The 22,425-nt window shown below is 45.2% G+C and carries 31 protein-coding genes; 11 read left to right on the top strand and 20 right to left on the bottom strand.

Annotated features, from left to right (window positions below; translation table 11 throughout):
• Window positions 1-42: 42 nt before the first annotated feature.
• The gene (locus tag ACMUEV_RS26990) at window positions 43-675 is read right to left on the bottom strand and encodes a tyrosine-type recombinase/integrase (RefSeq protein ID WP_190653823.1); all 633 of its coding nucleotides are present in this window, start codon (window positions 673-675) and stop codon (window positions 43-45) included.
• A gap of 262 nt (window positions 676-937) precedes the next feature.
• On the opposite strand from ACMUEV_RS26990, the gene ACMUEV_RS26995 reads away from it, so the two are divergent.
• Genes ACMUEV_RS26995 through ACMUEV_RS27010 form a run of 4 tightly spaced genes read left to right on the top strand, consistent with a single transcriptional unit; the run spans window position 938 to window position 3,017 of the window.
• Complete coding sequence (locus ACMUEV_RS26995) at window positions 938-1,165, top strand: hypothetical protein (RefSeq protein WP_190653824.1); 228 nt, start codon at window positions 938-940, stop codon at window positions 1,163-1,165.
• Between the two features lie 9 nt (window positions 1,166-1,174).
• Window positions 1,175-1,357 (top strand): hypothetical protein, encoded by a 183-nt coding sequence (locus tag ACMUEV_RS27000; protein ID WP_190653825.1) that lies wholly within the window; start codon window positions 1,175-1,177, stop codon window positions 1,355-1,357.
• A 35-nt stretch (window positions 1,358-1,392) separates the two neighbouring features.
• Window positions 1,393-2,421 (top strand): HNH endonuclease domain-containing protein, encoded by a 1,029-nt coding sequence (locus ACMUEV_RS27005; RefSeq protein ID WP_190653826.1) that lies wholly within the window; start codon window positions 1,393-1,395, stop codon window positions 2,419-2,421.
• A gap of 2 nt (window positions 2,422-2,423) precedes the next feature.
• Window positions 2,424-3,017, top strand: coding sequence for a class I SAM-dependent methyltransferase (locus tag ACMUEV_RS27010; RefSeq protein WP_190653827.1), 594 nt, complete (start codon window positions 2,424-2,426; stop codon window positions 3,015-3,017).
• 53 nt (window positions 3,018-3,070) lie between these two features.
• Here the strand turns inward: ACMUEV_RS27010 and ACMUEV_RS27015 are convergent, their stop codons facing one another.
• The 12 genes from ACMUEV_RS27015 to ACMUEV_RS27070 all read right to left on the bottom strand — a co-directional run bounded on the left by ACMUEV_RS27015 (window position 3,071) and on the right by ACMUEV_RS27070 (window position 9,781).
• Complete coding sequence (locus ACMUEV_RS27015) at window positions 3,071-3,526, bottom strand: DUF6884 domain-containing protein (RefSeq protein ID WP_190653828.1); 456 nt, start codon at window positions 3,524-3,526, stop codon at window positions 3,071-3,073.
• Window positions 3,523-4,185, bottom strand: a complete 663-nt coding sequence (locus ACMUEV_RS27020; RefSeq protein WP_190653829.1) for a hypothetical protein — start codon at window positions 4,183-4,185, stop codon at window positions 3,523-3,525. The genes ACMUEV_RS27015 and ACMUEV_RS27020 overlap by 4 nt, the downstream gene beginning before the upstream one ends.
• A gap of 223 nt (window positions 4,186-4,408) precedes the next feature.
• Window positions 4,409-4,543 carry a hypothetical protein gene (locus ACMUEV_RS27025; RefSeq protein WP_277880480.1) on the bottom strand — a complete coding sequence of 45 codons (135 nt, stop codon included), beginning with the start codon at window positions 4,541-4,543 and terminating at the stop codon, window positions 4,409-4,411.
• Between the two features lie 39 nt (window positions 4,544-4,582).
• Entirely contained in the window at window positions 4,583-5,023 is a 441-nt protein-coding gene (locus tag ACMUEV_RS27030) for a CAP domain-containing protein (protein ID WP_242044941.1), read from the bottom strand.
• 185 nt (window positions 5,024-5,208) lie between these two features.
• On the bottom strand, window positions 5,209-5,997 hold the full coding sequence (locus ACMUEV_RS27035) for an endonuclease domain-containing protein (protein WP_190653831.1): 789 nt from the start codon (window positions 5,995-5,997) through the stop codon (window positions 5,209-5,211).
• Window positions 5,998-6,001: 4 nt separating this feature from the next.
• Window positions 6,002-6,247 carry a hypothetical protein gene (locus ACMUEV_RS27040; RefSeq protein WP_190653832.1) on the bottom strand — a complete coding sequence of 82 codons (246 nt, stop codon included), beginning with the start codon at window positions 6,245-6,247 and terminating at the stop codon, window positions 6,002-6,004.
• Between the two features lie 61 nt (window positions 6,248-6,308).
• On the bottom strand, window positions 6,309-7,121 hold the full coding sequence (locus ACMUEV_RS27045; RefSeq protein WP_190653833.1) for a hypothetical protein: 813 nt from the start codon (window positions 7,119-7,121) through the stop codon (window positions 6,309-6,311).
• Between the two features lie 28 nt (window positions 7,122-7,149).
• Window positions 7,150-7,641 (bottom strand): hypothetical protein, encoded by a 492-nt coding sequence (locus tag ACMUEV_RS27050; RefSeq protein WP_190653834.1) that lies wholly within the window; start codon window positions 7,639-7,641, stop codon window positions 7,150-7,152.
• A 28-nt stretch (window positions 7,642-7,669) separates the two neighbouring features.
• Entirely contained in the window at window positions 7,670-8,302 is a 633-nt protein-coding gene (locus ACMUEV_RS27055; protein WP_190653835.1) for a hypothetical protein, read from the bottom strand.
• A gap of 29 nt (window positions 8,303-8,331) precedes the next feature.
• Window positions 8,332-9,129, bottom strand: coding sequence for a 3'-5' exonuclease (locus tag ACMUEV_RS27060; protein WP_190653836.1), 798 nt, complete (start codon window positions 9,127-9,129; stop codon window positions 8,332-8,334).
• 41 nt (window positions 9,130-9,170) lie between these two features.
• Window positions 9,171-9,434, bottom strand: a complete 264-nt coding sequence (locus tag ACMUEV_RS27065; protein WP_190653837.1) for a TnsA endonuclease N-terminal domain-containing protein — start codon at window positions 9,432-9,434, stop codon at window positions 9,171-9,173.
• A 119-nt stretch (window positions 9,435-9,553) separates the two neighbouring features.
• Window positions 9,554-9,781, bottom strand: a complete 228-nt coding sequence (locus ACMUEV_RS27070; protein ID WP_190653838.1) for a helix-turn-helix domain-containing protein — start codon at window positions 9,779-9,781, stop codon at window positions 9,554-9,556.
• Between the two features lie 942 nt (window positions 9,782-10,723).
• Here ACMUEV_RS27070 and ACMUEV_RS27075 point away from each other — a divergent pair.
• Window positions 10,724-11,296: a TMEM175 family protein gene (locus ACMUEV_RS27075; RefSeq protein WP_190653840.1), complete on the top strand. Its 573-nt coding sequence runs from the start codon at window positions 10,724-10,726 to the stop codon at window positions 11,294-11,296.
• 20 nt (window positions 11,297-11,316) lie between these two features.
• On the opposite strand, the gene ACMUEV_RS27080 is transcribed toward ACMUEV_RS27075, so the two are convergent.
• The 3 genes from ACMUEV_RS27080 to ACMUEV_RS27090 all read right to left on the bottom strand — a co-directional run bounded on the left by ACMUEV_RS27080 (window position 11,317) and on the right by ACMUEV_RS27090 (window position 12,648).
• Window positions 11,317-12,147 carry an Rpn family recombination-promoting nuclease/putative transposase gene (locus tag ACMUEV_RS27080; RefSeq protein WP_190653841.1) on the bottom strand — a complete coding sequence of 277 codons (831 nt, stop codon included), beginning with the start codon at window positions 12,145-12,147 and terminating at the stop codon, window positions 11,317-11,319.
• 94 nt (window positions 12,148-12,241) lie between these two features.
• Window positions 12,242-12,376 carry a hypothetical protein gene (locus ACMUEV_RS27085; RefSeq protein ID WP_277880481.1) on the bottom strand — a complete coding sequence of 45 codons (135 nt, stop codon included), beginning with the start codon at window positions 12,374-12,376 and terminating at the stop codon, window positions 12,242-12,244.
• Between the two features lie 38 nt (window positions 12,377-12,414).
• On the bottom strand, window positions 12,415-12,648 hold the full coding sequence (locus ACMUEV_RS27090; protein ID WP_190653842.1) for a hypothetical protein: 234 nt from the start codon (window positions 12,646-12,648) through the stop codon (window positions 12,415-12,417).
• A 155-nt stretch (window positions 12,649-12,803) separates the two neighbouring features.
• Between ACMUEV_RS27090 and ACMUEV_RS27095 the strand changes: the two genes are divergently transcribed.
• The 3 genes from ACMUEV_RS27095 to ACMUEV_RS27105 all read left to right on the top strand — a co-directional run bounded on the left by ACMUEV_RS27095 (window position 12,804) and on the right by ACMUEV_RS27105 (window position 14,332).
• Window positions 12,804-13,181 carry a hypothetical protein gene (locus ACMUEV_RS27095; protein ID WP_190653843.1) on the top strand — a complete coding sequence of 126 codons (378 nt, stop codon included), beginning with the start codon at window positions 12,804-12,806 and terminating at the stop codon, window positions 13,179-13,181.
• Between the two features lie 13 nt (window positions 13,182-13,194).
• Entirely contained in the window at window positions 13,195-13,695 is a 501-nt protein-coding gene (locus ACMUEV_RS27100; RefSeq protein ID WP_190653844.1) for a hypothetical protein, read from the top strand.
• An 85-nt stretch (window positions 13,696-13,780) separates the two neighbouring features.
• The gene (locus ACMUEV_RS27105) at window positions 13,781-14,332 is read left to right on the top strand and encodes a hypothetical protein (RefSeq protein WP_190653845.1); all 552 of its coding nucleotides are present in this window, start codon (window positions 13,781-13,783) and stop codon (window positions 14,330-14,332) included.
• Between the two features lie 199 nt (window positions 14,333-14,531).
• Here ACMUEV_RS27105 and ACMUEV_RS27110 read toward each other — a convergent pair whose 3' ends face one another.
• Window positions 14,532-15,125, bottom strand: coding sequence for a thermonuclease family protein (locus ACMUEV_RS27110; protein WP_190653846.1), 594 nt, complete (start codon window positions 15,123-15,125; stop codon window positions 14,532-14,534).
• A 90-nt stretch (window positions 15,126-15,215) separates the two neighbouring features.
• Between ACMUEV_RS27110 and ACMUEV_RS27115 the strand changes: the two genes are divergently transcribed.
• The 3 genes from ACMUEV_RS27115 (at window position 15,216) to ACMUEV_RS27125 (ending at window position 18,406) form a co-directional block, all read left to right on the top strand.
• Window positions 15,216-15,854 (top strand): hypothetical protein, encoded by a 639-nt coding sequence (locus ACMUEV_RS27115; protein WP_190653847.1) that lies wholly within the window; start codon window positions 15,216-15,218, stop codon window positions 15,852-15,854.
• Between the two features lie 107 nt (window positions 15,855-15,961).
• On the top strand, window positions 15,962-17,215 hold the full coding sequence (locus ACMUEV_RS27120) for an Ig-like domain-containing protein (protein ID WP_190653848.1): 1,254 nt from the start codon (window positions 15,962-15,964) through the stop codon (window positions 17,213-17,215).
• A 15-nt stretch (window positions 17,216-17,230) separates the two neighbouring features.
• Window positions 17,231-18,406, top strand: coding sequence for a hypothetical protein (locus ACMUEV_RS27125; RefSeq protein WP_190653849.1), 1,176 nt, complete (start codon window positions 17,231-17,233; stop codon window positions 18,404-18,406).
• A gap of 6 nt (window positions 18,407-18,412) precedes the next feature.
• Here ACMUEV_RS27125 and ACMUEV_RS27130 read toward each other — a convergent pair whose 3' ends face one another.
• The 3 genes from ACMUEV_RS27130 to ACMUEV_RS27140 all read right to left on the bottom strand — a co-directional run bounded on the left by ACMUEV_RS27130 (window position 18,413) and on the right by ACMUEV_RS27140 (window position 21,981).
• Window positions 18,413-18,838, bottom strand: a complete 426-nt coding sequence (locus ACMUEV_RS27130; RefSeq protein WP_190653850.1) for a hypothetical protein — start codon at window positions 18,836-18,838, stop codon at window positions 18,413-18,415.
• A 94-nt stretch (window positions 18,839-18,932) separates the two neighbouring features.
• Window positions 18,933-19,970 (bottom strand): hypothetical protein, encoded by a 1,038-nt coding sequence (locus ACMUEV_RS27135; RefSeq protein ID WP_415354706.1) that lies wholly within the window; start codon window positions 19,968-19,970, stop codon window positions 18,933-18,935.
• 934 nt (window positions 19,971-20,904) lie between these two features.
• Window positions 20,905-21,981, bottom strand: coding sequence for a hypothetical protein (locus ACMUEV_RS27140; protein ID WP_190649372.1), 1,077 nt, complete (start codon window positions 21,979-21,981; stop codon window positions 20,905-20,907).
• Between the last annotated feature and the right edge of the window lie 444 nt (window positions 21,982-22,425).

Raw genomic sequence — 22,425 nt, forward strand, 5'->3', positions numbered from 1 at the left:
AGGATTCGCAGCGTTTATCTCGTCGGGTGCTGAATGTTCACCTTACTTCTTCCACCGAATTTCTTTAAACCGCTCTGGATTCAGCGTTGTGTACTTCACCGTATGCTGAATGTTTTTATGACCCAAATAATCTTGAATCAATCGAGTGTCATGTCCTTCATTTGCTAACCAGTAGCCGCATGAATGTCTCAGCATATGAGCATGAACCTTGATTCCCAAATTTGCTGCTTCACCGATGCGTTCCACAATACGAGAAATCCCCGTCGCTTTGTCTGCTCGACCTGGAACGGTAGCAGGAATAAGAAACGATCGCTTTCGTTCATTCACAAAAATCTGAAACAGATCAGTCTGTCGAATCTTCAGAATAGCTTCCCGCTCATCCGGTTCTAGGGGATGCACTCCGGATCGACTCCCCTTCACTCGTCGAATGTAAATATTATCGTGGTGCAGATCGACATCTCGCCATTCCAACATTGCAGCTTCGACCGCTCTCAATCCGTGACGAAACATCATGAGGATCAGAGCGTAATCGCGATCGGGATAGCGGCTTTGGTCTTTGGCAGCTTCTAACAAGGAATCAACTTCATTCGGTAGCAGATGTTCTCGACTGCGAAATTTTGGGTTGGGCAGTCTGCGAGATCGACCCCCATCTAGAACTCGTTTCGACTTTGGCATGGCTAAAAATTGAACTAGTCATAAAAGAGTTGTTCTATGACCAGTTTATCGCCTGAAACTCCCATTCTTTCGTAGAGTCCAGAAACTGCTCAAAAAAATTGCCTTTTATTGAGAATAGCTCTCATCTTGTTACGACTGACCCCATAAGGGTCAACTCGGTTAGCTGAGTTAACGATCGCGACTCTACTTTTCAACCTGGGAACTCTAACCACAAACGGTTAACCCTGTTTTCGCTGTAAACAATTACAGTAACGAGACTGAGATGAGTAAAGGTCAACAGCCGATGGTCGGGGCTAGAATTCCCCATGCTTGGAAAGATCAGATCGAAGGTATTTGTCACGAGACAGGCAAAACCGAGAGTCAGATTTTGAAGGAAGCGATCGGGCAATATCTCGATCGGACTGACCTCGATTCTGTTGAGTCGCTGATGAAACGGGTGGCGAGTCTGGAGCGACAGATCAAGAAACTAGCTCAGTTAGTGACGAGTTGAGGTGGAAGCATGAACTTTGTAGAAGAAATTGACTATCTCATCCTCAAGGGAATTGTCGAGGGTAATGCGCTCTCAACTTTGTATGACCTATTGAGATCGCATCAGGAAGGGTTAACTTCTGCTGAAGACATGCAGGGTGAAATTGATTCTTTGAAGCTGGAGTTTTATCAAAAGATGATGCAAGCCGAATAGTAATTAATGAGCTAAACTCGAAAGAATTATTGAGTATGATTGAATTTACTAGCATCACTCCAACACTTGAGGATCATTGGCGCTCCATCATCCTCTTTGGTCGCAATTCTGCAACCTATAAATTCGCATTAGCAAAGGCTCTACTTGATCTTGCTCCATCAGGACAATCCTTCATCACTTGGGAAGAACTAGCGTTTCCATTTTCTCAAAATATTTCCGAGCATCTTAAACAATGCGACAAGCAAGGAACTAGCCAATCGAGCAAATTTCTACAAGCCTGTCGTTGTTTCAACCAAGGAAGTTTGACTCGACAAGAGCTGATTGAGGCAACAGTAACCTACGGATTTCAGAATGTCATTGATGCGTTTCACATTGTTGGGACTGACGATATTCCAAAACGATTTTTTCATGGGCAAAGACAAGGCAGCAAAGGAATTGATATCAGCGATAATTTGTTCCAGCTTCTGGAACGCTATCAATCTCAGAACTTGCCGAATGAAGTGGAAGCGCGTTGGTGTTTGGTTGAAACTGCATGGCAGCTAGATTTAGCAACTCATTTAGTCGATGTTGAATATGGAAAAAATAGTGAAGTGCGTGTTCCTAAAACACTCATCATGCGACGCAAATCTGTCACATCCTGCCGTAGTGCCCTAAATGGGTATCAAAAAGGAAAATGCTTCTACTGCTTTAGTGACATATCAATTCTTGAGGGTTCGCCCGACTTGGCAGATGTAGATCACTTTTTCCCTTATGCTTTGATGACTCGCACAGATGCAATTCCTAATATCAATGGAGTTTGGAACCTCGTTCTGGCTTGCCAAACCTGTAACCGAGGGCAGCAAGGCAAGTTTGATCGTATACCTGCACTGCATCTTCTAAAAAGGTTGCATCGGCGCAATGAGTTCTTGATCGACAGTCTTCACCCACTACGAGAAACCCTAATCGCACAAACTGGCAATAATGAGTCACAGCGACGATCATTTCTTCAAACTCACTACAACGAGGCGAAGCGGCTCTTAATTCACACGTGGCAGCCAGAATGTGAATATCCCCCTGCATTCTGAATATGATGTTTGATTATTACAATCAGCGATCGCAATCTTTCTTTGATCAGACTGTCGATATTAATATGAAGGAGCTATACGAGCCATTTCTAAAGTTGCTACCCCCTAGCACACATATTCTTGATGCAGGCTGTGGCTCAGGGCGAGACACCAAAGCATTTCTCGAACTCGGCTATACGGTAACTGCGATCGATGCGGCTGAAGCAATGGTAGCTCTCAGTTCAGAATTTACAGGACATCAGACTTTATGGATGTCATTCAATGAAATGACTTTTGACACTTGCTTTGATGGAATTTGGGCATGTGCATCATTGCTGCATGTTCCATCAGACCAAATCTATTCAGTGTTTCAGCGATTTGAGAAGGCACTGAAACCGAATGGAATTTGGTATCTATCATTCAAACTGGGAAGTGGGGAACGGTGGCACGAAGGGCGATTCTTTAACGATTTTGATGAGGATCGATTTAGCAAGGTAATTAGCGCTCATCCTGTCTTAGAGATAATGAAGGTGTGGCAAACCTCGGATCGAAAAGTAGATCGGAACCATGAGCGCTGGCTGAATGCTCTCGTTGCTAAACGGCTTTATGATCAGTGACTTGCTGAGCTAAGACGACAGAAATTTCCAAGGTATCCCTGTCTCAATACGATTTAGAAATCGTGTGGAATATGACCATAGTTCAAGATATGCGATTTGAACCAAGATAGCTGCTGACCGATTCCAAATCCTTCTAAAGGGACTTCGACTATATATCCAGCTTCCTTGAGAAGAGGAACTAAATACTGCCTGTAATGCTTACCAGCAAACATATGAATCAATTTCGCATTTGAATGGGTTTGAAGAATCTGATCAAATACCTTTTCTGACCATTGCCTACGCTGATCTGCTGACAGAGAGTTTAACGTTCGTTCATAAGGCTCTATGATCGCATCTTGATGTAACAACCCATATTTTGCTGAGAGAATGCACCAGTTCCATTCTTGCTGTTCAACATACGTTCTTGCCTTCAGAAACCAATTGGATTGATACAAGTCTTTGGCAGCACTGGGTTCCGTACTTTTCTTATCAACACACGAGATCAGAGCAAGATGATTGTACTTCCTCATCGGCGATTTACGCCCTCCGCATTCAGGAGATATTCAGGAAATGCCGCACTCGCGATCGCAATAAGTTGATATTCTAACGAAGTCAAAGGAGTAGAGCCAAAATCCTTCCAAACACCCACTGTTCCTGTTTTCCAAGCATGAATCCAAAAATAAGTTTTATGTTTCAGGACTGGCTCAGAAGAGGGAAAAGACTCAAACAGTTTCGATGCCCACTTCTTATATTTTGGAGCCATCTTTTGATGCCCAGGGCATACAACCGCACTTAAATCGCCAATGTGATAGTCATACCCATTGCCCCATCGACAAAACTTGTGCTTGTTACCAGCAATATTCTTGATGTTGACAGACAAGTTGCTATCTTGCTTACCATATTTCTCAGATTTTCCTATGTAAAGAGGAATTACATGATGATCGTTTTGCCAGAACATCATGTAAATTAGTCCCTCATAAACGTTTTCACCCTGCTCAAAGTCGCGCACTACCTTACTGACTTCATCAATTATCAGGGCTTCCATCTCAACGGAACGTTGAAGTAACAGCCGTCCCTTCTGACCATAAGGCATTGTTTTGACAATATTTCCATGAGCATTAAATAACGGAACTCCCGTTTCTCTTATCTCGTAATCACAACAAAATTGCTGCCACAAGTTGAGCGACATATTCACATCTGGTAGTTAGCAGTTGCCATTCTAGCTGGTGTTTTCATCTGGGATTACTTAACTTGCACTTCTGAGGTTTGCAGAAATATACCTGAACTAAAGACCAAGCACTCTTTCTTACCTAAGTTATGGGAACTAGAAGCCGCCGCTTAGATATAGGTGGGTTAGTGATTAATCCTATTCAGGGTTGGATGAGAGAGGAGCAACTAGCATCATTGAACTATCACTCGATGTTTACAGGGAGATGTCCGAATTGTAAGCGAACTATAACTGCAAACTCATCCGGCACGAGTTCATGACCTTTGGCAAAAGCTAAGCCAGTCGTTTCAGTATCAACGATTAGAAAATTCAAGGTCATCTTGGTTAAAGTTTCTCAATCTACTAGAGATCGGCACTACTATTGAAACTTCTGCACTGCGTACATTTTGCCACTTGAGGAGTCTGAAACAATACCATATCCAACTTTTGTATAAGAAGCAGTAAGCAAATTCTTACGATGTCCATTGCTATACATCCAAACTTTCTGGAACTTCTCAATCAGTGCCCAATTCAGCGTTGAGTCAGATCCAAAACTTCCAGGCTGAAACATGATATTCTCTCCAACTCCACCCTGACCCCCAATTGCAGCAAATCGATCTGTTGGTGTTTTTCCTTCAGGAGTAACGTGATTGTAGTAGTTTCGAGTTTTCATATCTTCAGCATGAAGCTGAGCAGCTTGCGCCAGCAATGGATCTTCAACTAGGGGAGATAAGCCATTGATTTGTCGATCGCGGTTAATGAGTTTCAGCGCAAAAGCTCTTAATTCTGGAAGTTTTCGAGGAGGACTAGCGTTCCACATCGTAGCTTGAGGCTTTCCAATCCTCCAGTCTGCACCACCAGAACCATTATCAAGGTGAAATCCGTCTTTATGGGAGTAAAGGAAACTTATCAATATAAGCACTACCAAGCTTGGAAGGAATCCAAGCCAGTGAGGAATAGGACGACGAGGGTAGGGACGCTTATAGTGGTGGCGGATTGGTTTCCTCATGACGATCGCGACTGCAAAATCGACAAACACTCAGCCACAACTGCTTGAGGACGATCGAGACAATCCCTTCCAGTGAATCGAATCGTGGGCAATCCTGCGCGGAGCAGCATCCGATCTCTTGCATAATCTCTAACCGTCTGTCCTCCCTCAAGATGATGCTGTCCATCAACTTCAAGAATGAGACATCTGCCCTTATGAAACAGCATGAAGTCCGCTTCTACTCGACCATTGGATTGATTATTGCTGACAGGCGCATCTAGCAAACCGACTCGACCACGAGCGTTAGCAAAGAATAGAACCTCTTCTTGGTCAAGGATTTTAGCAATTCTCAGTTCTGCTTCTGAGCGGAACTGCAGCCCTCCCCATTCAATCAGCTTTTCTCCACCACCACCCCCTGGTTGCTCTGGTGAGATGTAAGGCTCTAAACGATCTCTTAGTCGATCGTCATAAAACAAACGCCAGTAATGCTGTTTCCCATGTCCGCCTGGTTGTCCTGCATATCCTAAATGCAAAGCTTCATTTAGTTTTTTATAGAAACCGGGACGTGTCCAAGGATAGAGCTTGTTTTTGAGTTTGGTTCTCCATTCTCTCTTTGCTGAGGCACTAAGCTGCTGAAATCCTGGCGATAAGGAGGTCAGAATATCAAGAAGTTTGCTAGTCGAGATTTGGATGTTGTAGGGTAGCTCCCCTCCGATCGGGACAATACCACCACTTCCAGTATCAGTATCGAGATCATCTGGATTGAAGTCGAAATTACTTGCATTGTGAGCATCATTGATAGACATAGCCTTAACCTCTAGGACGCTGCTCAACTAGCCCTTTGAGGATTCTGATCACACTAGGATAAGAGGACTTCTCGACCTCAAATCCTTGCTGTGCCATGAGATTCAGAATCTCTTCTTCGGGCAATCCTGCAATCACCGATTCAAGAATGCGATTCGCATCGCTAACGTGAGTTTCTTTCGTCTTTTGGGTCAGTTGATTTTCATCACAAAACTTAGACAGCGCTTGCAGAATCAGCGGATATCGTTTCATTAGATGCACCTCAATTTTTGGAAGTTACGATCGCAGTTCAAGGCTTACAAGATGAAAGCTTCTATGTGCAGTAGATTTCTCCCCACACTGGCTTCTTCGCGCCTATTCCAGGTTCCAAACACTCGAAACCGTCAACTCTTCCACCTGGAAAGATTCCATAGGTGACGGCATTTCCAGAGTTTGCTAGGGCAAACGTCACCATTCCTGTCGAGTTACAGCTTTGAATGATGTCAGTCGCGATCGCTTTCATGAATTGCCCTGAATTCAACACCGAAGTTGTCGCCGCTCCTTTCATAAGCAGATAACGATGGGTTGGACGACCCGATGGAGCATCAGGATAATTTGAGATATCGCGGCTGGTGATTTCAACGACTTGGACTGCTCGACCCGTTTCAATCCGCCTACGAGCATTTCCCAAAGCTGTCGTACATTTATCAGATGGATTCTGCGCTCTGAGTCCAGGTTTAGGTGCTGAAGATTGCGGCTCGCCTTTCTCAACCATCCATCGGTATAGCACAACTGGTTTCTCAGCCCGTCGATTATTGCTGGCAGTTGACACGATCAATTTACGTCCATCTGCTGCCGCAAATTCAAATCGGCACAGCCCTAACCCTGTCCCTGAGCAGTTTACGACCTCGTTGTAGCCAAGGTCTTTGATAATGTACTCCATCGCACCAAAGTAGCGATCGCCTCGTTGCATGATAGGAATTTCGATGGCTTGCCATCCTGCGTTAATTAGAATCGCTCTCGCTTCTGAGTAGGGCATTTTCTGTTTCAGGAGCGGGACTTCTTGAGCCTGTACTGTTCCACTGAGAAGCGTGATGGCTCCGGTGAGAATTGTAGCAATCGGAAGAATGATTGTTTTGAGGTTCATATGGGAGATTGAATTATGATGCGTGACTTCAAAGACTACAGTATTCCTGTCCCCAGGTAAGTTTTCTACCAGGTCCTAAATACTCCAAGCATTCAAACTCCTCTATGCGCCCGTCAGGGAACAGACCTGTTGATTCCTGCCAACCTGTACCCCAAGCACCGAAAATGACTGCACTTACAGAACTGCAATTTTGGATGATGCTTCTCGCGATCGATTTGTGAAATTGAGGTGATCTCATGATTGCTCTATTTGAGCCTCCCTTCAAAATAAAGAGGTAGCTCATCGGACGATTCTCAGGATGATCAGGGTAGAGTTCAGCAAGGTTTTGGACTCTAACCATGACTTCCACTTCTCGTCCTGTTTCAATTTGAGTTTGAGCCGCAGCGATCGAGGTCGTACAGTCACGAATCTCTTCTGACTTGAGTGAAGTAGGAGCATTTAAGAACACGAAAGTATTCAGCGTGAGAATACTAGTTACTGCAAATCGGTGGAAGCGAGATCTTGAATCCGTAAAACTCATAGCTATTTTCCTTGTATTTATCTAGTCTCTACTTCTTCACTCGTTTGAGAATAATTTCATAGGCGAAATCATCAGTTGAGGAGTCCTTGGCGCGACGAGCGAACACCAATTCCCATCCTTGACTACCCATCGTGTTCATCGTTTCAGTGAAAATCAAATCGTTCACGCTCTCGATCTTGTACTCATACACTGCTGCTTGAGTTTTCTGACCTGCTAGTGTATTGAAACCAAGCAGGGCTAACAGTCCCAACAAAGAAGCTGCACTGATGACATTCGAGTAATGGCTGAATTGCTCTAAGTAAGTCTGAAACTTGGTCTTCGGCTTATGAGATATCGTGGGATTTGCGGCATTCGGAGGACTCGCGATCGCAGAATTTGCAGCAGGATTAGAAGCCTCAAGCGTCTGATTTAACTGCCATTCAATTTTCTGAGTGTTTGCCATTCTGCCGTACAGTTTGACTGAATTGACGTTAGGCAAATTGAGCGATCGTAGTTTGGTCAACAAAGTATCAGAGATAGCCTGGTAATCTACTTCAGCTTCATTCTGCGGTCGGTTGATCATAATCGATAGCTGACTGCCCATTGTCTTCACTTGAAGCTGTAGGTTGTCAGGCAGGCATTCACTGAGAGTAGATTGCAGGTCTGGGAAAGTAACTGTCATGGTAGTAGATGGAATGAATGGAATTTGAATTAACTCAAAGCTTTGAACTCTCTTTCAAAGACTCGTTTAGACGATACCGGAAAATCTGTACTCATTAGCCAGTCATAGTAGCCAGGATCATCCTTGAATACTTCAACTAGAACTTTCCCCTTATGCTTGCCAAAGTTAAAAATAATCCTCTGTTGTTCGTCATAAACTACCTTTTTCTCAGGATCGAGAAAGTTGAATGGTGTGAACTCGCTCAGAACCTGCACATTATTTTTGATAGGAAAAGATTGACTTCCATCTGCCTCAATAAATCCTGTCTCCTCATAACGCTGTATTTGAGCCTTCAATACTTCATAAGTTGCACGAATATCAGCTTCAGCGTCATGAGCATTTTCTAGACGTTGATTGCAGTAGAACTGATATGCAGCCTGTAACGTGCGGGGTTGCATTTTGAAGAAGATCTCCTGAACATCAATGCAACGTCTGCCCTCAAGCTTGAACTCTACATCAGCGCGCTCGAACTCAGCCATAAGAAGGGGAATATCGAATTTATTCGAGTTGTACCCTGCCAGGTCGCTATCCTCAAGATAGGTTGCTACACTTGTAGCGATCTGGCTAAAGATTGGTGCATTTATGACATCTGCATCAACGATTCCATGAACTTTTGAAGCTTCTGGAGAGATAGGGATTGTTGGATTAATCTTCTTACTCCGCATCTCCTCACTGCCGTCAGGGAAGACTTTCAGCACTGCGATCTGCACGATACGATCGTTGCTGACATCTTTTCCAGTTGTCTCTAAATCAATGAAAGCTAGTGGACGGTCTAAGTTCAGCATCATTTCACAATTACCTCACACGCTATGCTGTTTCGGAATCGGTCTTAAGTCAGCAGAGAACTATACTGCCCTCGTTCAGCTTCGCTCCCTTTGAGCATTCGATAAGTCATTTCATTCGCTTCCGCCATCTGTTCCGCGAATTCTTTCTTCGCCTGTACGATCGGATCATCAATTTGGTGATCGCCCTTCACCTCGACAATCACATAGGTCTTGTCTTCTCGCTGGAACAGAAAGTCAGGATAGTAGTTCTGCACCGTATGAAAAGCGCGAGCAATATTAGCTTTGCTGGAAAAGATGCTCTGAGACATGGGGGCTGACTGCCTGAGACGCAGTAATACAGGACTACGGGGGCAAAGGTGAAAAAATAACTAAGACAATTTGATTCAGAACAAAGAATTTACGCAGAAATTATTGATAAATATGTGATCTATTTTCCAGAGAAATATTTGAGCAAATCTTCTCCGCTGTCACCCAACTCTCTCACCTTGCCTTCAATTAGCATCATTGCCATCTTGGAAGGTTTCGATTTTTGATTTTCCCAGCGGTTAATTGTCGGAAAGGTCACACCAAGCTTGGCTGCAAACTGCTCTTGGGTCAGTCCCAGCCTTTGGCGCAACTCCCGAACTAGATCTGATATCTCTAGCGGTTCGGTCACGGTTTTAGGAGAATGTAATTTAGTAAGCGTATAAAGCGCTTCTTAGCTTGTTTTATTTCACTTGTTATAAACGTGCCCAAAAATACCCGTATCTTTATCACAGCAATACTGAATTTTGAAGGTTCGATAAAGCACGCAACTTTTTCCTGAAAATTGGGTGCGTCGTTGATGTAAACCGAATTGCCTCTCGTCACCGCTCTTTAGAAGGATTTATAAATCAGTAGGTACAGTGTATTTTCGCCTTGTAGCTTCATCCGGTTCTAGGGAGAAAATCATGTTTTGGAACTCAAACGATGAGCTTAGGCAAGAAGTAACACGGCTTAAGCAGAAGATCGAGGAGCTTGAGAATTCATGCGAGTGTAATTCTTCAACTGAGGAGCAAGACAGAATCCTTGACTTCGAGCAGATTAGAAAACAGATTGAAGAAAGTAGACAAGAACGAGACTTGAATGACATCTGGGATGGCGATCAAGAAAGGCGAGAACATCTGGAAAATTTGAAGAATCAAGACTTTCTTCTGAATCGAACCGACTTATACGATTTTGAGCAGGAAGACACTACCTCGGAAGATCGCAGAAAAATAACGATTAATTGGGAAGGCGTTTCCTTTGTCCTAGTGATGATTCTTGCCTGGTTTTGGTTCAATCGCCCAGTAGAACCACGCTTCGAGAGCCAGTCTGATCGTATTCAGACTACCCAAACAGTGCGCTGATAAAGCCAAATCAGTTTATTGAGCCTGCTTCTCTAACCCAGTCATCAGATCGCTCACCCCCTCAAAATCGACCAATGCTTCTCCTTATTCTTCCAACAGTGGCAGGGATAAGGCGGCAATGCGCGAATTCATAGCGAATCTCTACATCTCGAACATTAATCTGATCCTGCTACAGAATAAGATTCAGGAAGCGTTTCACCTGAGTCCAGCAGAAAGGGAGAATGTGACTGATGGGAAAAGGAAGATTAGAAGCCTTCAGCGATGGGGTCATTGCCATCCTGATTACGATCATGGTGTTAGAACTCAAAACGCCTCATGGAACTGACTTCGCCGCTCTGCGTCCTCTGATTCCGGTATTTCTAAGCTATGTGCTGAGCTTTATTTACCTTGGGATTTACTGGAACAATCACCATCACTTGCTCCAAGCAGCGCGGCACGTCAATGGTCGAATTCTGTGGGCAAATCTACACCTGCTGTTTTGGTTATCGCTCATCCCCTTCGTCACAAGCTGGATGGGAGAACACTTCGCCCCTGTCCCTGTGGCTTGTTATGGTGCAGTTCTTTTATTGAGCGCGATCGCTTACTTCATCCTCACCCGTGTTTTGATCACGCATCACGGTCAAGATTCCACGTTGGCGCTTGCAATGGGTCGCGACTTCAAAGGCAAAGTCTCACTTTTGATTTACACGATCGCGATTCTATCCACCTTGATTAATCCGTTAATCGCCTCTGGATTGTACGTTGTAGTTGCGATCATGTGGCTCATCCCTGATCCTCGAATTGAGAAGAATCTGACTTCCTGAAGTCGCATTGTCTATGAACTTTAATGGTTTTGTAGCCATGCTGTTAGGTCATCTAATTGCTCAAAATCGACTAGCGCTTCTCCCAGTTCTTCTAATTGTGGTAGAGCTAGAGCGGTAATGTGTGATCGCATCTCTTCAGAAAGTTCTTGCTTCAAGCGGCGAGGCAGCATCCGTAAAACAAGCTTTACCGCTTCTTCTGTCTGAATATCGCGATAAACCTGTGTCTCTTGAATCGTAATATCTAGCATCGCTTCAACCTCCGATCGACTTAAAGAACTGAACTTGTAGGACATGATCGTGATTACCATTTCCATTATGAAGGTACTCACCTCAGATTCCATCCCCTGTTGCTGAGATTGAGTCAGTAAATATCGTGCTTCTGAGGGAGCTTGTTTCGGGGTCAGAGTTGTCAGAACCAGGAGCGCAATTCCTAGCGGCAGTTGGCGAAAATCGCCCAATTCATTCAAATAGACTCGATGCACCTGATCGCTGTTGAGCAAGGCACGATAAGGGTGAGAATCACTCTGCTCAACACTGCGAGATGGGTAAATGATCACCGCTTCCCAATCAGAGAAACGAGATCGATTGCGATAGAAATAAAGCAAGGATTCGCCAAACAGCCGTTCGTAAAGCTGCTCGTCCTTCTGGAACTGAATTTCGGCAAAATAGACAACGCCAGGACATTCGCTGTCGGGTGGCAAGAACACCCCATCGATTTCAAACTTGGGTTCTTTGACCGCAACAGAATCAAAGCGATACTCACTGGCATTATTGGGTGGCGACTCTAATAGCTCAAAGAGCAGGCTTGGAGACTGAGCAAACAGGCGATAGAAAATGGAATCTCGACGCATCAGATCAGGAAATGCAGGGTAGAGCGATTGTACTAAAAAACTGCACAAAAAAAGACCCGTTTCCGAGTCTCAAGAAATTTGGTTTCTGTTCAATCTACTTTGCCACCTTCTCGCGTTTCAGATAGGCGAGAACTGTACCATTCGAGACTTTTGCCTCTTTTCTAACTTGCTTCATTGTCATTCCAGGCTTGATCACATCTGCGATCGCACTAAAAGCGGTTTGTTGCATATTACCTCCAAAGCTGAGGAAAGAGCAATTGTACTACATTATTCTTCGTGGCTCTCTTCTGGATGATCAAGCCTTGTAATCTCGACTTCTTCGCGTCCGATCGCATCCAGCAGATCTGAGCGAGATTTATAGCCTAATCGTTTCGCAATCGCGTCAAGCCCTGCCCATCCAGACGGACTTACCATCACGTTATGACGGGTCTTAATTTCATCGCGATCAGCAGGAACGCCTTTAACTCGTGGCATTTGAGCAGTAGATATAGACTGACTCATGATCACATACACTCGCCTTCATAGGTATACACACACTTTAGATTGTTTATTGATAAACATCAAATATATACACATGCTTTCAAAATCTATTGATCTCTCCTGAAAGTGTGTGTATGCTTTCAATCATCAGATTTTGCAGGTTGAACAGCATACATATGAAGAAGTCCTTCCTTGCGATCGGGATTCTGCTTCTCGCTGGCTGTGGTGAGAATGAACTTTATCCCGTTCCAGCCGTTCCGATTGGCGGAGGTGGCAGTTATTCTGCTCCTAGTCGTCCCGCTCCTCGATCTACGCCCCTTGCACCGTCCTATCATTCCTCTACTCAAGATCCCGGCAATGTGGAAGGACAGCGTGAGACTCATGCAGTATCAAATCGAGTAGATTGCGACACGATGCTGCGTAATTTTCAGAGGCAAGGACGACAATTACGATTAGTCGAGCGGCGTTATGTAGGAGGAGATTTACCCTATCTCTGTATTTTTGAAGGAGCAGACGCACAGCCCGGATATTTCGACGATAATCGATACAGATGATCTAGGAGAAGCCATGAACTTCATCATTTATTCCTGTTGCCGAGAGAGCGATCGAGCAGTGGACGAAGACCCGATCCGAGTGGAATGGTCAGATACAGTTCCCAACATTGGAGAAACAATCTCACTCGGTTCAGAACGACGCTGGTTTCAGGTCAAAGTTACGCCCTACAAGTCGCTCAAACCTAGCATTGATGTTTACCTCGTTCACGTTAACAGAACCCTCTCAGCGCCTTTCAAATGGGATTGTGAAGGTCATGAGAATGAAACCATTCATGTTGAGCTTTCAGCAGTTGGCGAACCAACTTTAGGCTTTGCATTTAATGTATTGGGAGAAGCCCCACAAGTCGGTAGGCAACTTCTGGACTATGAGCGGACTGCTCATCCGACTCTGATGAAAGAAACCCCGAATAGCTGGGTTATTGATCGCTATGATGAGTTTCTACCAGAGGTGAATGCACCTTACAAAGCAATATATTTGGCTTACTGCAAAATGACATCTCTGATTGCAGCTTAACTCAGTTGCTTTCTTCAGCCCGATCATTGTTCATGGTCGGGTTTTTCATGCCTATAATAGTTCGGTGAACAGTCCAGTGAGTAGTATGGAAACAATCACAGCAGAGCTAGACGGACTAAGCATTGAGCAATTGATGGAACGGTACAATCTCGGAAAGACCCAGTTCTACGAGCGTAAGAATCGACTCAGACTAGAATTTGATAAGCCAAAAGGTAGTAAGAAAGCGATGGCATCCTTAGCCCAAATCCAGCTTCTAGATGAGCTAGACGACTATTTGAAACTCGATGGTACAACGATCGATCAGTTCTGCATCATGAAGAGAATTGACGAACCTGGCGAACAGTCCGGTGAACTATCCACCTACAATCAGTCTCTCTCTGATCCATCGACAGCAATGCTTACTTTATTGGATCGCATGGTGCGGATCATGCCAGCAAATTCAGACCCAATTGGGCACATCAGATTATTAGATGAAGCTTGTGAAAAAGGATGGCGTTTATCAACTCCTGAACTTGCTCAACTCCTGAAACTGCACACCCTGCGAGGCAATGAGATCAGACGTTACGGATTCATCTGCATTCGGCAAGGTAAGAATGGAACGACCTCAGCTTGGAAGATTCAGCGAGATGACCTCTAAGTTGTGTGCGCGCAAAGCTTCGGTTTTTATTAGGATTCCTGACTGTAAATATTAACAGTGCAATGAGGAACCAGTATTTCATGTTCGATAGCGATCAAATGGCTGTATCTATCGAACATGAAACTGATGGGATAGTTATCGTCGTTTAAGAGAATATTATTTGGCTTAGACAGACAAGAACGATAGCAGGCAATTATTTCTACCGATTCTGCCGCCTAAAATCCCAAGGACGCTGATAGTTCCCTTTCCAAACTCCTCGCTTCTTGGCTTTAGCCCTACTTTCAGCATCGGGAAAGAGTGACCCATTCATACAGTTTTTCGCATATCGCTCATACAGATAAGCCATACCTGACTGCAACTGCTCGATATTCAGCAAGGCTTCATCATTGGCGCGTTTGACAAAGACCTCACCGATAATTCTTCCATATCGATCGCGTTCCATCTCCGTCACGATCACTTTTCCGCCAGCCGCATCGATCAACCGCTTCAAATTTGCCGTCGATTCGGCTCCCAATGGTTGTGAGGATTCCGGTGCATCAATTCCACAAAGCCGAACCTTCTCGCCATTATTCAGGACGATCGTATCTCCATCGGAGACGCGCTTCACTGAATGATATTGAGACATAGACGGACTTGCTCTAAGAGACATCGCCATCGGAGCCGAAGGATTATCATAATCGGGCAAAGCTGCATCGCTTTGATATTTTTGATGGGCAATTCCTCCGAGAATTACCGCGATCGCAAATAAAGGCAAAGCATTGAGAAGAACTTTCCCTGATTTCAGTAGTTTCATGGATGTGCTGATTGGGCGTTGGTTAATACAGGTTCTAGAATTCCCAAATGATTCACGGGAAGGGTAACGTTACTCAGTTGATTCAAGTTCATGAAACTCAGAAAAATCGCGGCTCTTACAGGGTTAGTCCTTTCCACCCTGCCTGCTTTTGTGTCCGGTGCATCGGCTCAAACTTACAACGGCAACAGCACTTTCAAAGTCGAGCGAAATGGTCAAACCACTGTCTACATCGGTGAACAAACCCCGAACGCAGATGTGCCCGTAACCTTGATTGGTGCAGATCGGACTCGGCGCGTTTCCGCAAATGCCTGTGGGTTAATCACGTTGCGAGATTCCAGTACGGCTCCTCTCTCAGGATTGAAATCAGTAGATGGCAGCACAATCAACATTGCAACCTTGCCGACTCGCTTGATTCCTCGTTGCGTGAATGGTGTCCTTGAAGAAGCTCGAACGGCTGACTTCAAAACGGGTGCTGGCGATGTCGTCATTGTGAAAACGCCGAACACTTCTTATGAGGCGATTTTCACGGCTGATGCGACTCGCAACGTTCGTGCCAATGCGTGCGGATATGCCACCTTCCGAGGCAGCACGACTGCTCCATTGCTCAACACTACTCAAGTGAGAATTGGGACAGGGGCAAACACAACGATCGGAGCAATTACAAGTGCGATGAATGAACCGATTTGTCGCACTGGAGTCCTGTTTGTACCGGAGGGAATGGAACACTAACCCATCGATCACCACATCATTTCCGCCCCTGCCGTCAGGGGTTTCTTTTTTGTGAGGACTTGTAAACTTCCCCGCCCATAAGGGGATGCGGTTTCCCGGAGAATCTTATGAACCGATGGCTTAAATTCATTGCGATCGCAGTCTCGATCGCATCACTGATCATCACCGCAAATCCTGCACAGGCATCTCAACAAGGACGAATCTACAAAGACCAATCCGGCGCGATTTTTATCTATGGTCTGCAACCGGGCGAGACGATCGAGACAGGGAGAGACTTCGCTCCGGCAAGGTTTATTACTTCAAATGCCTGTGGACTCTTAATTGTCAAACCTTCCAAAACTCAACCCGTTGGAAGAATTCGAGTTGAAGGACAGACGATCGATACAGCGACTTTACCAACACAGCTTCTCCCCACTTGCAAGGATGGACAGTTAGCAGAACCGAGATCGCAACCTTTCAGAACTGGAACAGGTGATGCAGTTATCTCACTCACACCCAATCGCCGTTATCAAGTCTCAATGCTGGATCGCAGACAGCTTAGAGCCATTAAAGCCAATGCCTGTGGATTTGTGAGACTGCCCAGTGATTCATTAGGAGAAAAGCCCTTATTGACAACCACATCCGGTACAGTGGCGAGATTCGCGATCGCAGATTTACCAACCGGAGAACAGATTCTTTGCCAACGCAGACAGCTCTATAAACCTGCCAGTTTTCCGCCTCCATTGGCATCAGCGCTGAGCAATCAAACAATCCTAGATGAAGGAGGAACAACACCGACAACGCCAAGTAATTCGGCTCCGACCATTAGCGCGATCGCAATGCAAACCGTGAATATGAACTCATCAATTACGGTGAATTTTACGATCGGAGATGCGGAAACCCCAGCGAATCAATTAACGCTGTCGAGTAGTCAGCATCAGCCTCTTGTCCCGAATTCAGGCGTTGTTTTTGGGGGGAGTGAAGCGAATCGATCCGTCACAATTACTCCGGCTCAGAACTCTCATGGCGTTGTGGCATCCTTCACAATTTCCGTCAGTGATGGTTCAAGTACGACCTCGACCGAATTCATGTTGACTGTACTCAATCAAGCACCTGTAATTTTGCCATCCAAGGCGTATATCTCAGAGTACGGAAAACTAGAGATTACCAGCCTTTCGCCCAATACCTTCTACACGGTCTATTTTGAGGAGCCACGAACCATCCAGACGAACCAATGCGGCAGGCTGATCACCTGGGATTGGCAGGGCAATGAAGCAAGGCTGTTTAGTGGGACATCGATGGAAGATGACTGGAGCAACATGATCAAGCACTATACCCAAGGCAACGATCTTGAGTACGGTGATGCTCCTCCCTGCAATTAGAAGGAGTTTTGAAGGGTGAAGAACTGGGCAATTGGATTAGCAACAGCAATGAATTTAATGGCTGTTCCTGCTTTGGCTGAGCAAGGAAGGATTTTCAAAGATCCGTCCGGTGGGGTCTTCGTGTATGGGCTGCAACCGCATCAAGCGATTCAAGCGGCGCGAGATGAGATGACGACTAAAACAATCTCTACAAATGCCTGTGGAGTCTTGATAATTCGCGATGCAGCCGGAGAAATCCTCGTTGAACGAATGCTCATTGATCCGGCTCAACTTCCTGTGCAAATGCTGCCAGCTTGCAAAGATGGTCAACTGGCAGAGTCCAGGACTTCACCATTCAGAACCTCAGATGGCATCGTTGCACTGCCTAAACTGACCAAGCGCTGGTACACCGTTTCTTACTTGAATCAACGACGGCAAAGGAGCTTAAAAGCCAATGCCTGCGGATTTATCCGGCTCTCTAGTAGTTCACTGGGAGAGAAGCCATTCTTACCCACGCTCAACGGGGGAATAGCGCGATTTGCGATCGCAGATTTGCCCACATCAGAAAAACTTCTCTGCCAACGTGGACAACTCTACAGACCGCAAGACTTTCCGCCTCCTCTAGCTACGGCAATGAGTGAGCAGACCATTGATGATCGACCCAAACCACCGACGATTGCAGTGGGTCAGCCTGCACCCTGGAATCTTGCCCCTGCTCCAAAGGGTGACGGATTGAATGAGCGGATCATCACGTTTACGATCGCTGATCCAGATACCGCACTCAATCAGTTACAGATTACAAACAATGCCTCAAGCTTCTCAGCCTTTGAATCAGTAAGACTGTCGGGGTTTGAGGGCAATCGGACTTTAACAATTAAGCCTAAGAATGTCAGCGCAATTATTCCAATTACGATTACAGTCAGCGATGGAATGAATACGGTTCAGGAAACAATATTAGTGGAGCTAAGAGAGTATGCCAGCACTTGTAAACAAGCCAATGGAAATATCGTTGTGAGTAATGCACTGAGTCAGACGAATTACACACTTCGACTATTCAACAATGTAGGTCTAAACCTGCTCACACGAACGACTCGAACCGACAATAGCGGTAAAGTGACTTTCACCGTTTCAAACTATACAAGTGGAACGCTTTCACTTGGAACCAGTTTGATTAAATCGTTTACTGCTGCTGAATTACCGCTCTGTAGATGAGGCTTCTCATTCATCTGCACGGATATAGGAACGAATTACTTGATAGTAGATTCTCTGACCATTCTTGAAAATGGATGCGGAAACATATGACCGCTTACTGAGTGGGTTAAATTCAGCAACTTGATAGGTATATGAGCCATTTCGAGCTTTCAGCAACCAAGGATTAGCACCACGATAGGGATTGTTTCTCTCTACGATCGGTAAAAAGAGTTTTTGAGTCTTATCTTGCTTGCTCTGACTGACATAATGATAGGCATCGCCAAACTCCTTGCAGATCGCAATGTCGTGATCTTCAGCACTTACAGCAATCATGGTGATGAGATTTCTGTTCTTGCACAAAGCAGAATCCCCAGTGACCGTTTTAGCCACAGCCGTTTCTCGCCCTAGCAGAACGGAAATTAAGACAAAAGACACGTACAGCAGTGGTTTCATATTTCAGAATTAGAACGCTACTGCATAGCTTCTCTACAGAAGTGGCAGAATCCAGGATTGTGTTCACTAAGATTTACGAGGTATAAACCCTCACCTACTGCTCACCTGCACCCAGCACGATTAATTTAATTCGCATCATCTGCGATCGCAGTCTTGCCCATTCTCGAAAAGTTTGGGCTTTTTGTTTGTCCAATGCGCTGAGATTGCCTAAGAACTGCGTTGTTTCGCCGTTTCCTAATCTGTAGTCCAGTTCAATTAACTTGTGCTGTAAAGCCTGCCTACGAGCGATTTCTTGAGAAATTTGAAACTCTCGACGGGTTTGATCAAAGTCGAGAACTTGAAGGATGACATTCTCACGCAACTTTGCCGCAATCTCACCCCGCTTGTTTTGAATTTCAGCAAGTTTGACCTGCAAATCTCCGATCGCGATCGCTCGACTTTGAGCAGCGGCATCACCACCTGTTGCATTCCTGAATAAGGGCACACCTACCAGGGAAAGAATCTCATTCACTGAACTGAGCGTATTACCAAAAAACAAATCCCCAATGCGATTGAGAATGCCTTTCTTTCTCGCTGGCTGACCTGGAACAGTTGGAACGTCTTCGACTTTGAGCCAGGATTGCACCAAGGGTTCAAACACACCAAGTTGAACCGTTTTGATGTTGTTGCGCTTTGCTTCCTCGACTTTCTGTTCGATCACCCGCACTCGTTCATCGATCGCTTTCAGTTCGGGGGAAGTCTCGATCGCTTTTTGCTGCAATTGCTGGATACAGGCATCAGACATATCCAGGCAGGGCAAATCACCGAGCATTCCTTTCCAGAGGTCATCATTGATGCGGATTTGGATTAAGCGATCAAGCGAGTCTCCAGCCGGATTAAGGGGGTTCTCGTCGGCTTTGAGTGCGTCGGGATCTTCGGTCTTTTCCTCGCTCGACTCTTCCGGCTCTGATGCTTCATCTTTGAGAATTTGAGGATTGGAAGGGGGGCGTTTCTGGCTTTGATTCGTCTGAGTCGCCGGAACTGGCTTGCTTTGAGCGAGGGGTGTTTCGCAGATCGCCCACAATAAGAGTAAGTTCAACAGTGAGAATTTGATTATTCTGACCTTTCCATTTAACCCGTTGAACTTTGGCATTGTAGGCACTCTTGACGATCGATAAGTTGGTAAGTTGTGTTTCTAAGTTTTGAAGTTGCACATTCACTTGAGCGAGCTGGAAGACGCGATCGCGCTCTTGCTGTTCATGTTCTTGTAGCTGTCGCTGATATTCTTGCTGCTGACGTTCCAGGTCGATGCTGCGCTTACTGATTTCTAGCGAATGCTCGTATTGCCGATATTGATAGTTTTCCTTTGCGCGATCGAGTTTGGCTCTTGAGAGTTCTAACTCTGCCTTGGCTTGTTTCACATCTCGCTCCCGTTGCCGCAGTTTCTCTTGTTCGTGGGGCAGAGTGCTAGGGGGAAGTTCTTTCGGATCAAAACCTTGCAGTAAATCGATTTTGCGCTGCTGTCGGTTCCAGTCCTGCTCAACTTGCTGAAGGGCAACTTGTTTACGATCGATTTCTGCTTCTTCCTCTAGAAATGAAGGGGTTGGAAGGTTGGCAACGGCTGATGCAGATTTAGGCGGAAGTGGTTTGATCGGTGCTTGTTTGAGTCGATCGAGTTGGATCAAGACTTGGGCTTTCTGCGCTTCTAATCGTTGGCGTTCACGAGTGCGATCTGAGAGAACTTGCCCTATTACAACGATGTCGCCCTCTCGGACTTTCAGATCTTCGGGTGCGGAGAGGCTGAGTTCTAGGGTGAAGCGCTTCGCTCTAGTGTTAGGAACTGAGGAAGCTGTGGGACTGGGGACGAGAGAAGAGCTTGGGGTAGGAGTAGGGTTTTGGGCTTGGGCGGTACAGCTTGCGAGGAGACAGGCTGTGAGGATTATCGATCGATTCATTGACGACGAGGGCAATCACTTTGGGTTAGTGTGCCCTTGATGAAGAGTCCGGTCATAAGAACAATCCCCATCATCAGCGATTACCAAACCCAACACCCACCTGATCGCCGTCTTCAGTCTGCTGCACGAAGCTTATTGCTCAGCGGTATCATCATTACCAGGCTTCTTAACTTTTACAATCTCCATTAGAAGCTCTCGCAAACGCTCTATGGCTACCTCAAGCAGAAAGCCTGATGCAAGTCCAATGATTGACATAATTACTCCTACGCGCGTTAGGTCTGAAACTTTTAGAAAGTCATCAGGGTTCCAAGATCCAGTGACGATGAATCCCCCTATTAAGTAGAAGAGAGCTAATCCAAAAGCTACCACCATTCCTACACTAGATTCTATAAGAACTGTAGCCCAAGAAAGATTGATCCCAGGATTGAGAAGATGTCCCAAACTTGCTCTTAAATTTACACCAAGCATGACCGCTAATGCTAAAAGAGCAAAAAAGTTATAGAGAGGCTTTAGTGGAGTTGAGCCAAGTAGAATTAGCCAAATTGCAAGTAATAAGATAGTCCAAATTAGAATAATACTTGAGTTAACAGCAGCATTTCGCCGATAAGGGTTTTCACGCTTCAACTTCTCTAAGGCTGAAACAACATACTTAGAATCACCGAGGTTCCAACTCTGCCCAAGATAGTTATAGAGATTTTCTAAGGATGATGAGACTCCTTGAAAATCACGCTTCAAATCTGACCATACTTTCTGAGATGCGCCTCCGAAAGATGGAATGGCAAGGACAGGGCGTTGCAATGCAGTTGCAGTTCCTGCAATAAGAGCTGTGCCAGCAGTGCTACCTCCTAGAACTAAAACTACATCTGCTTCTAGGACTTGATACACTCTAATTTTTGACCAAGAGTCCGCAGGATGTCGATCAACTCTCAGCTTTTGTGGAAGTTTTGCAAATAAAATATCACCCTCTTTTTTCTTGTCCTCGTGTTTTACCCCTAGAGGTCTAATTATGTAGAGGCGAGGATGGTTTTTCACTGAAATGAACCCATTAAAAATATGTTTATCCGCTGTGTTATCGCTTCCAGAACCAATAACTAACTCATGCCCTGCTTGAGCTAGCGCAACACCGATTTCATTACAAGCTTCTACAAATGAAGCTCGTACATCATTAGAGTTCTCAAAGTGGAGCGATCCTGCAACTAAAACTTTCATATAGCTTAACGATAAATATTTTGTTCTCTATAACGGCGCAGTTCAGTGCATGTATATCAGATCCCAATGCTAGACGCAGAGACCTGAAACAGTCCGTTGCAACGTAGTGTTAGGGAGCTACTTCGCACTTAACGAATAACACTCCGCGTACCACTACGAAGAATACTCGTAACAACGCGATTAACGCAAGAACTGACAAAGCGCACCGACAAAACGCGAATCTATCGAACACACGATGAAGTGAGGGAACTAAGCCTTCTTGCGCTTCTAGCGAGAAGCTGACCAACTTTTTATTGAACTGAAAGTTTCTATCTAAGATCCCAAATCCAGAGGCTTATTCCGAAACTTTTTGCCTAAATCCGAGTTAAGCGAATTAGCCCGACAACTTTCCCGCATAATACCGCTTGGTAGAAATCTTAGCCTAAAATCTTCCGTATTTCTTCC

This window comes from Leptolyngbya sp. FACHB-1624, assembly GCF_047649235.1.
In the GTDB taxonomy this organism is placed as follows: domain Bacteria; phylum Cyanobacteriota; class Cyanobacteriia; order Leptolyngbyales; family Leptolyngbyaceae; genus Leptolyngbya; species Leptolyngbya boryana.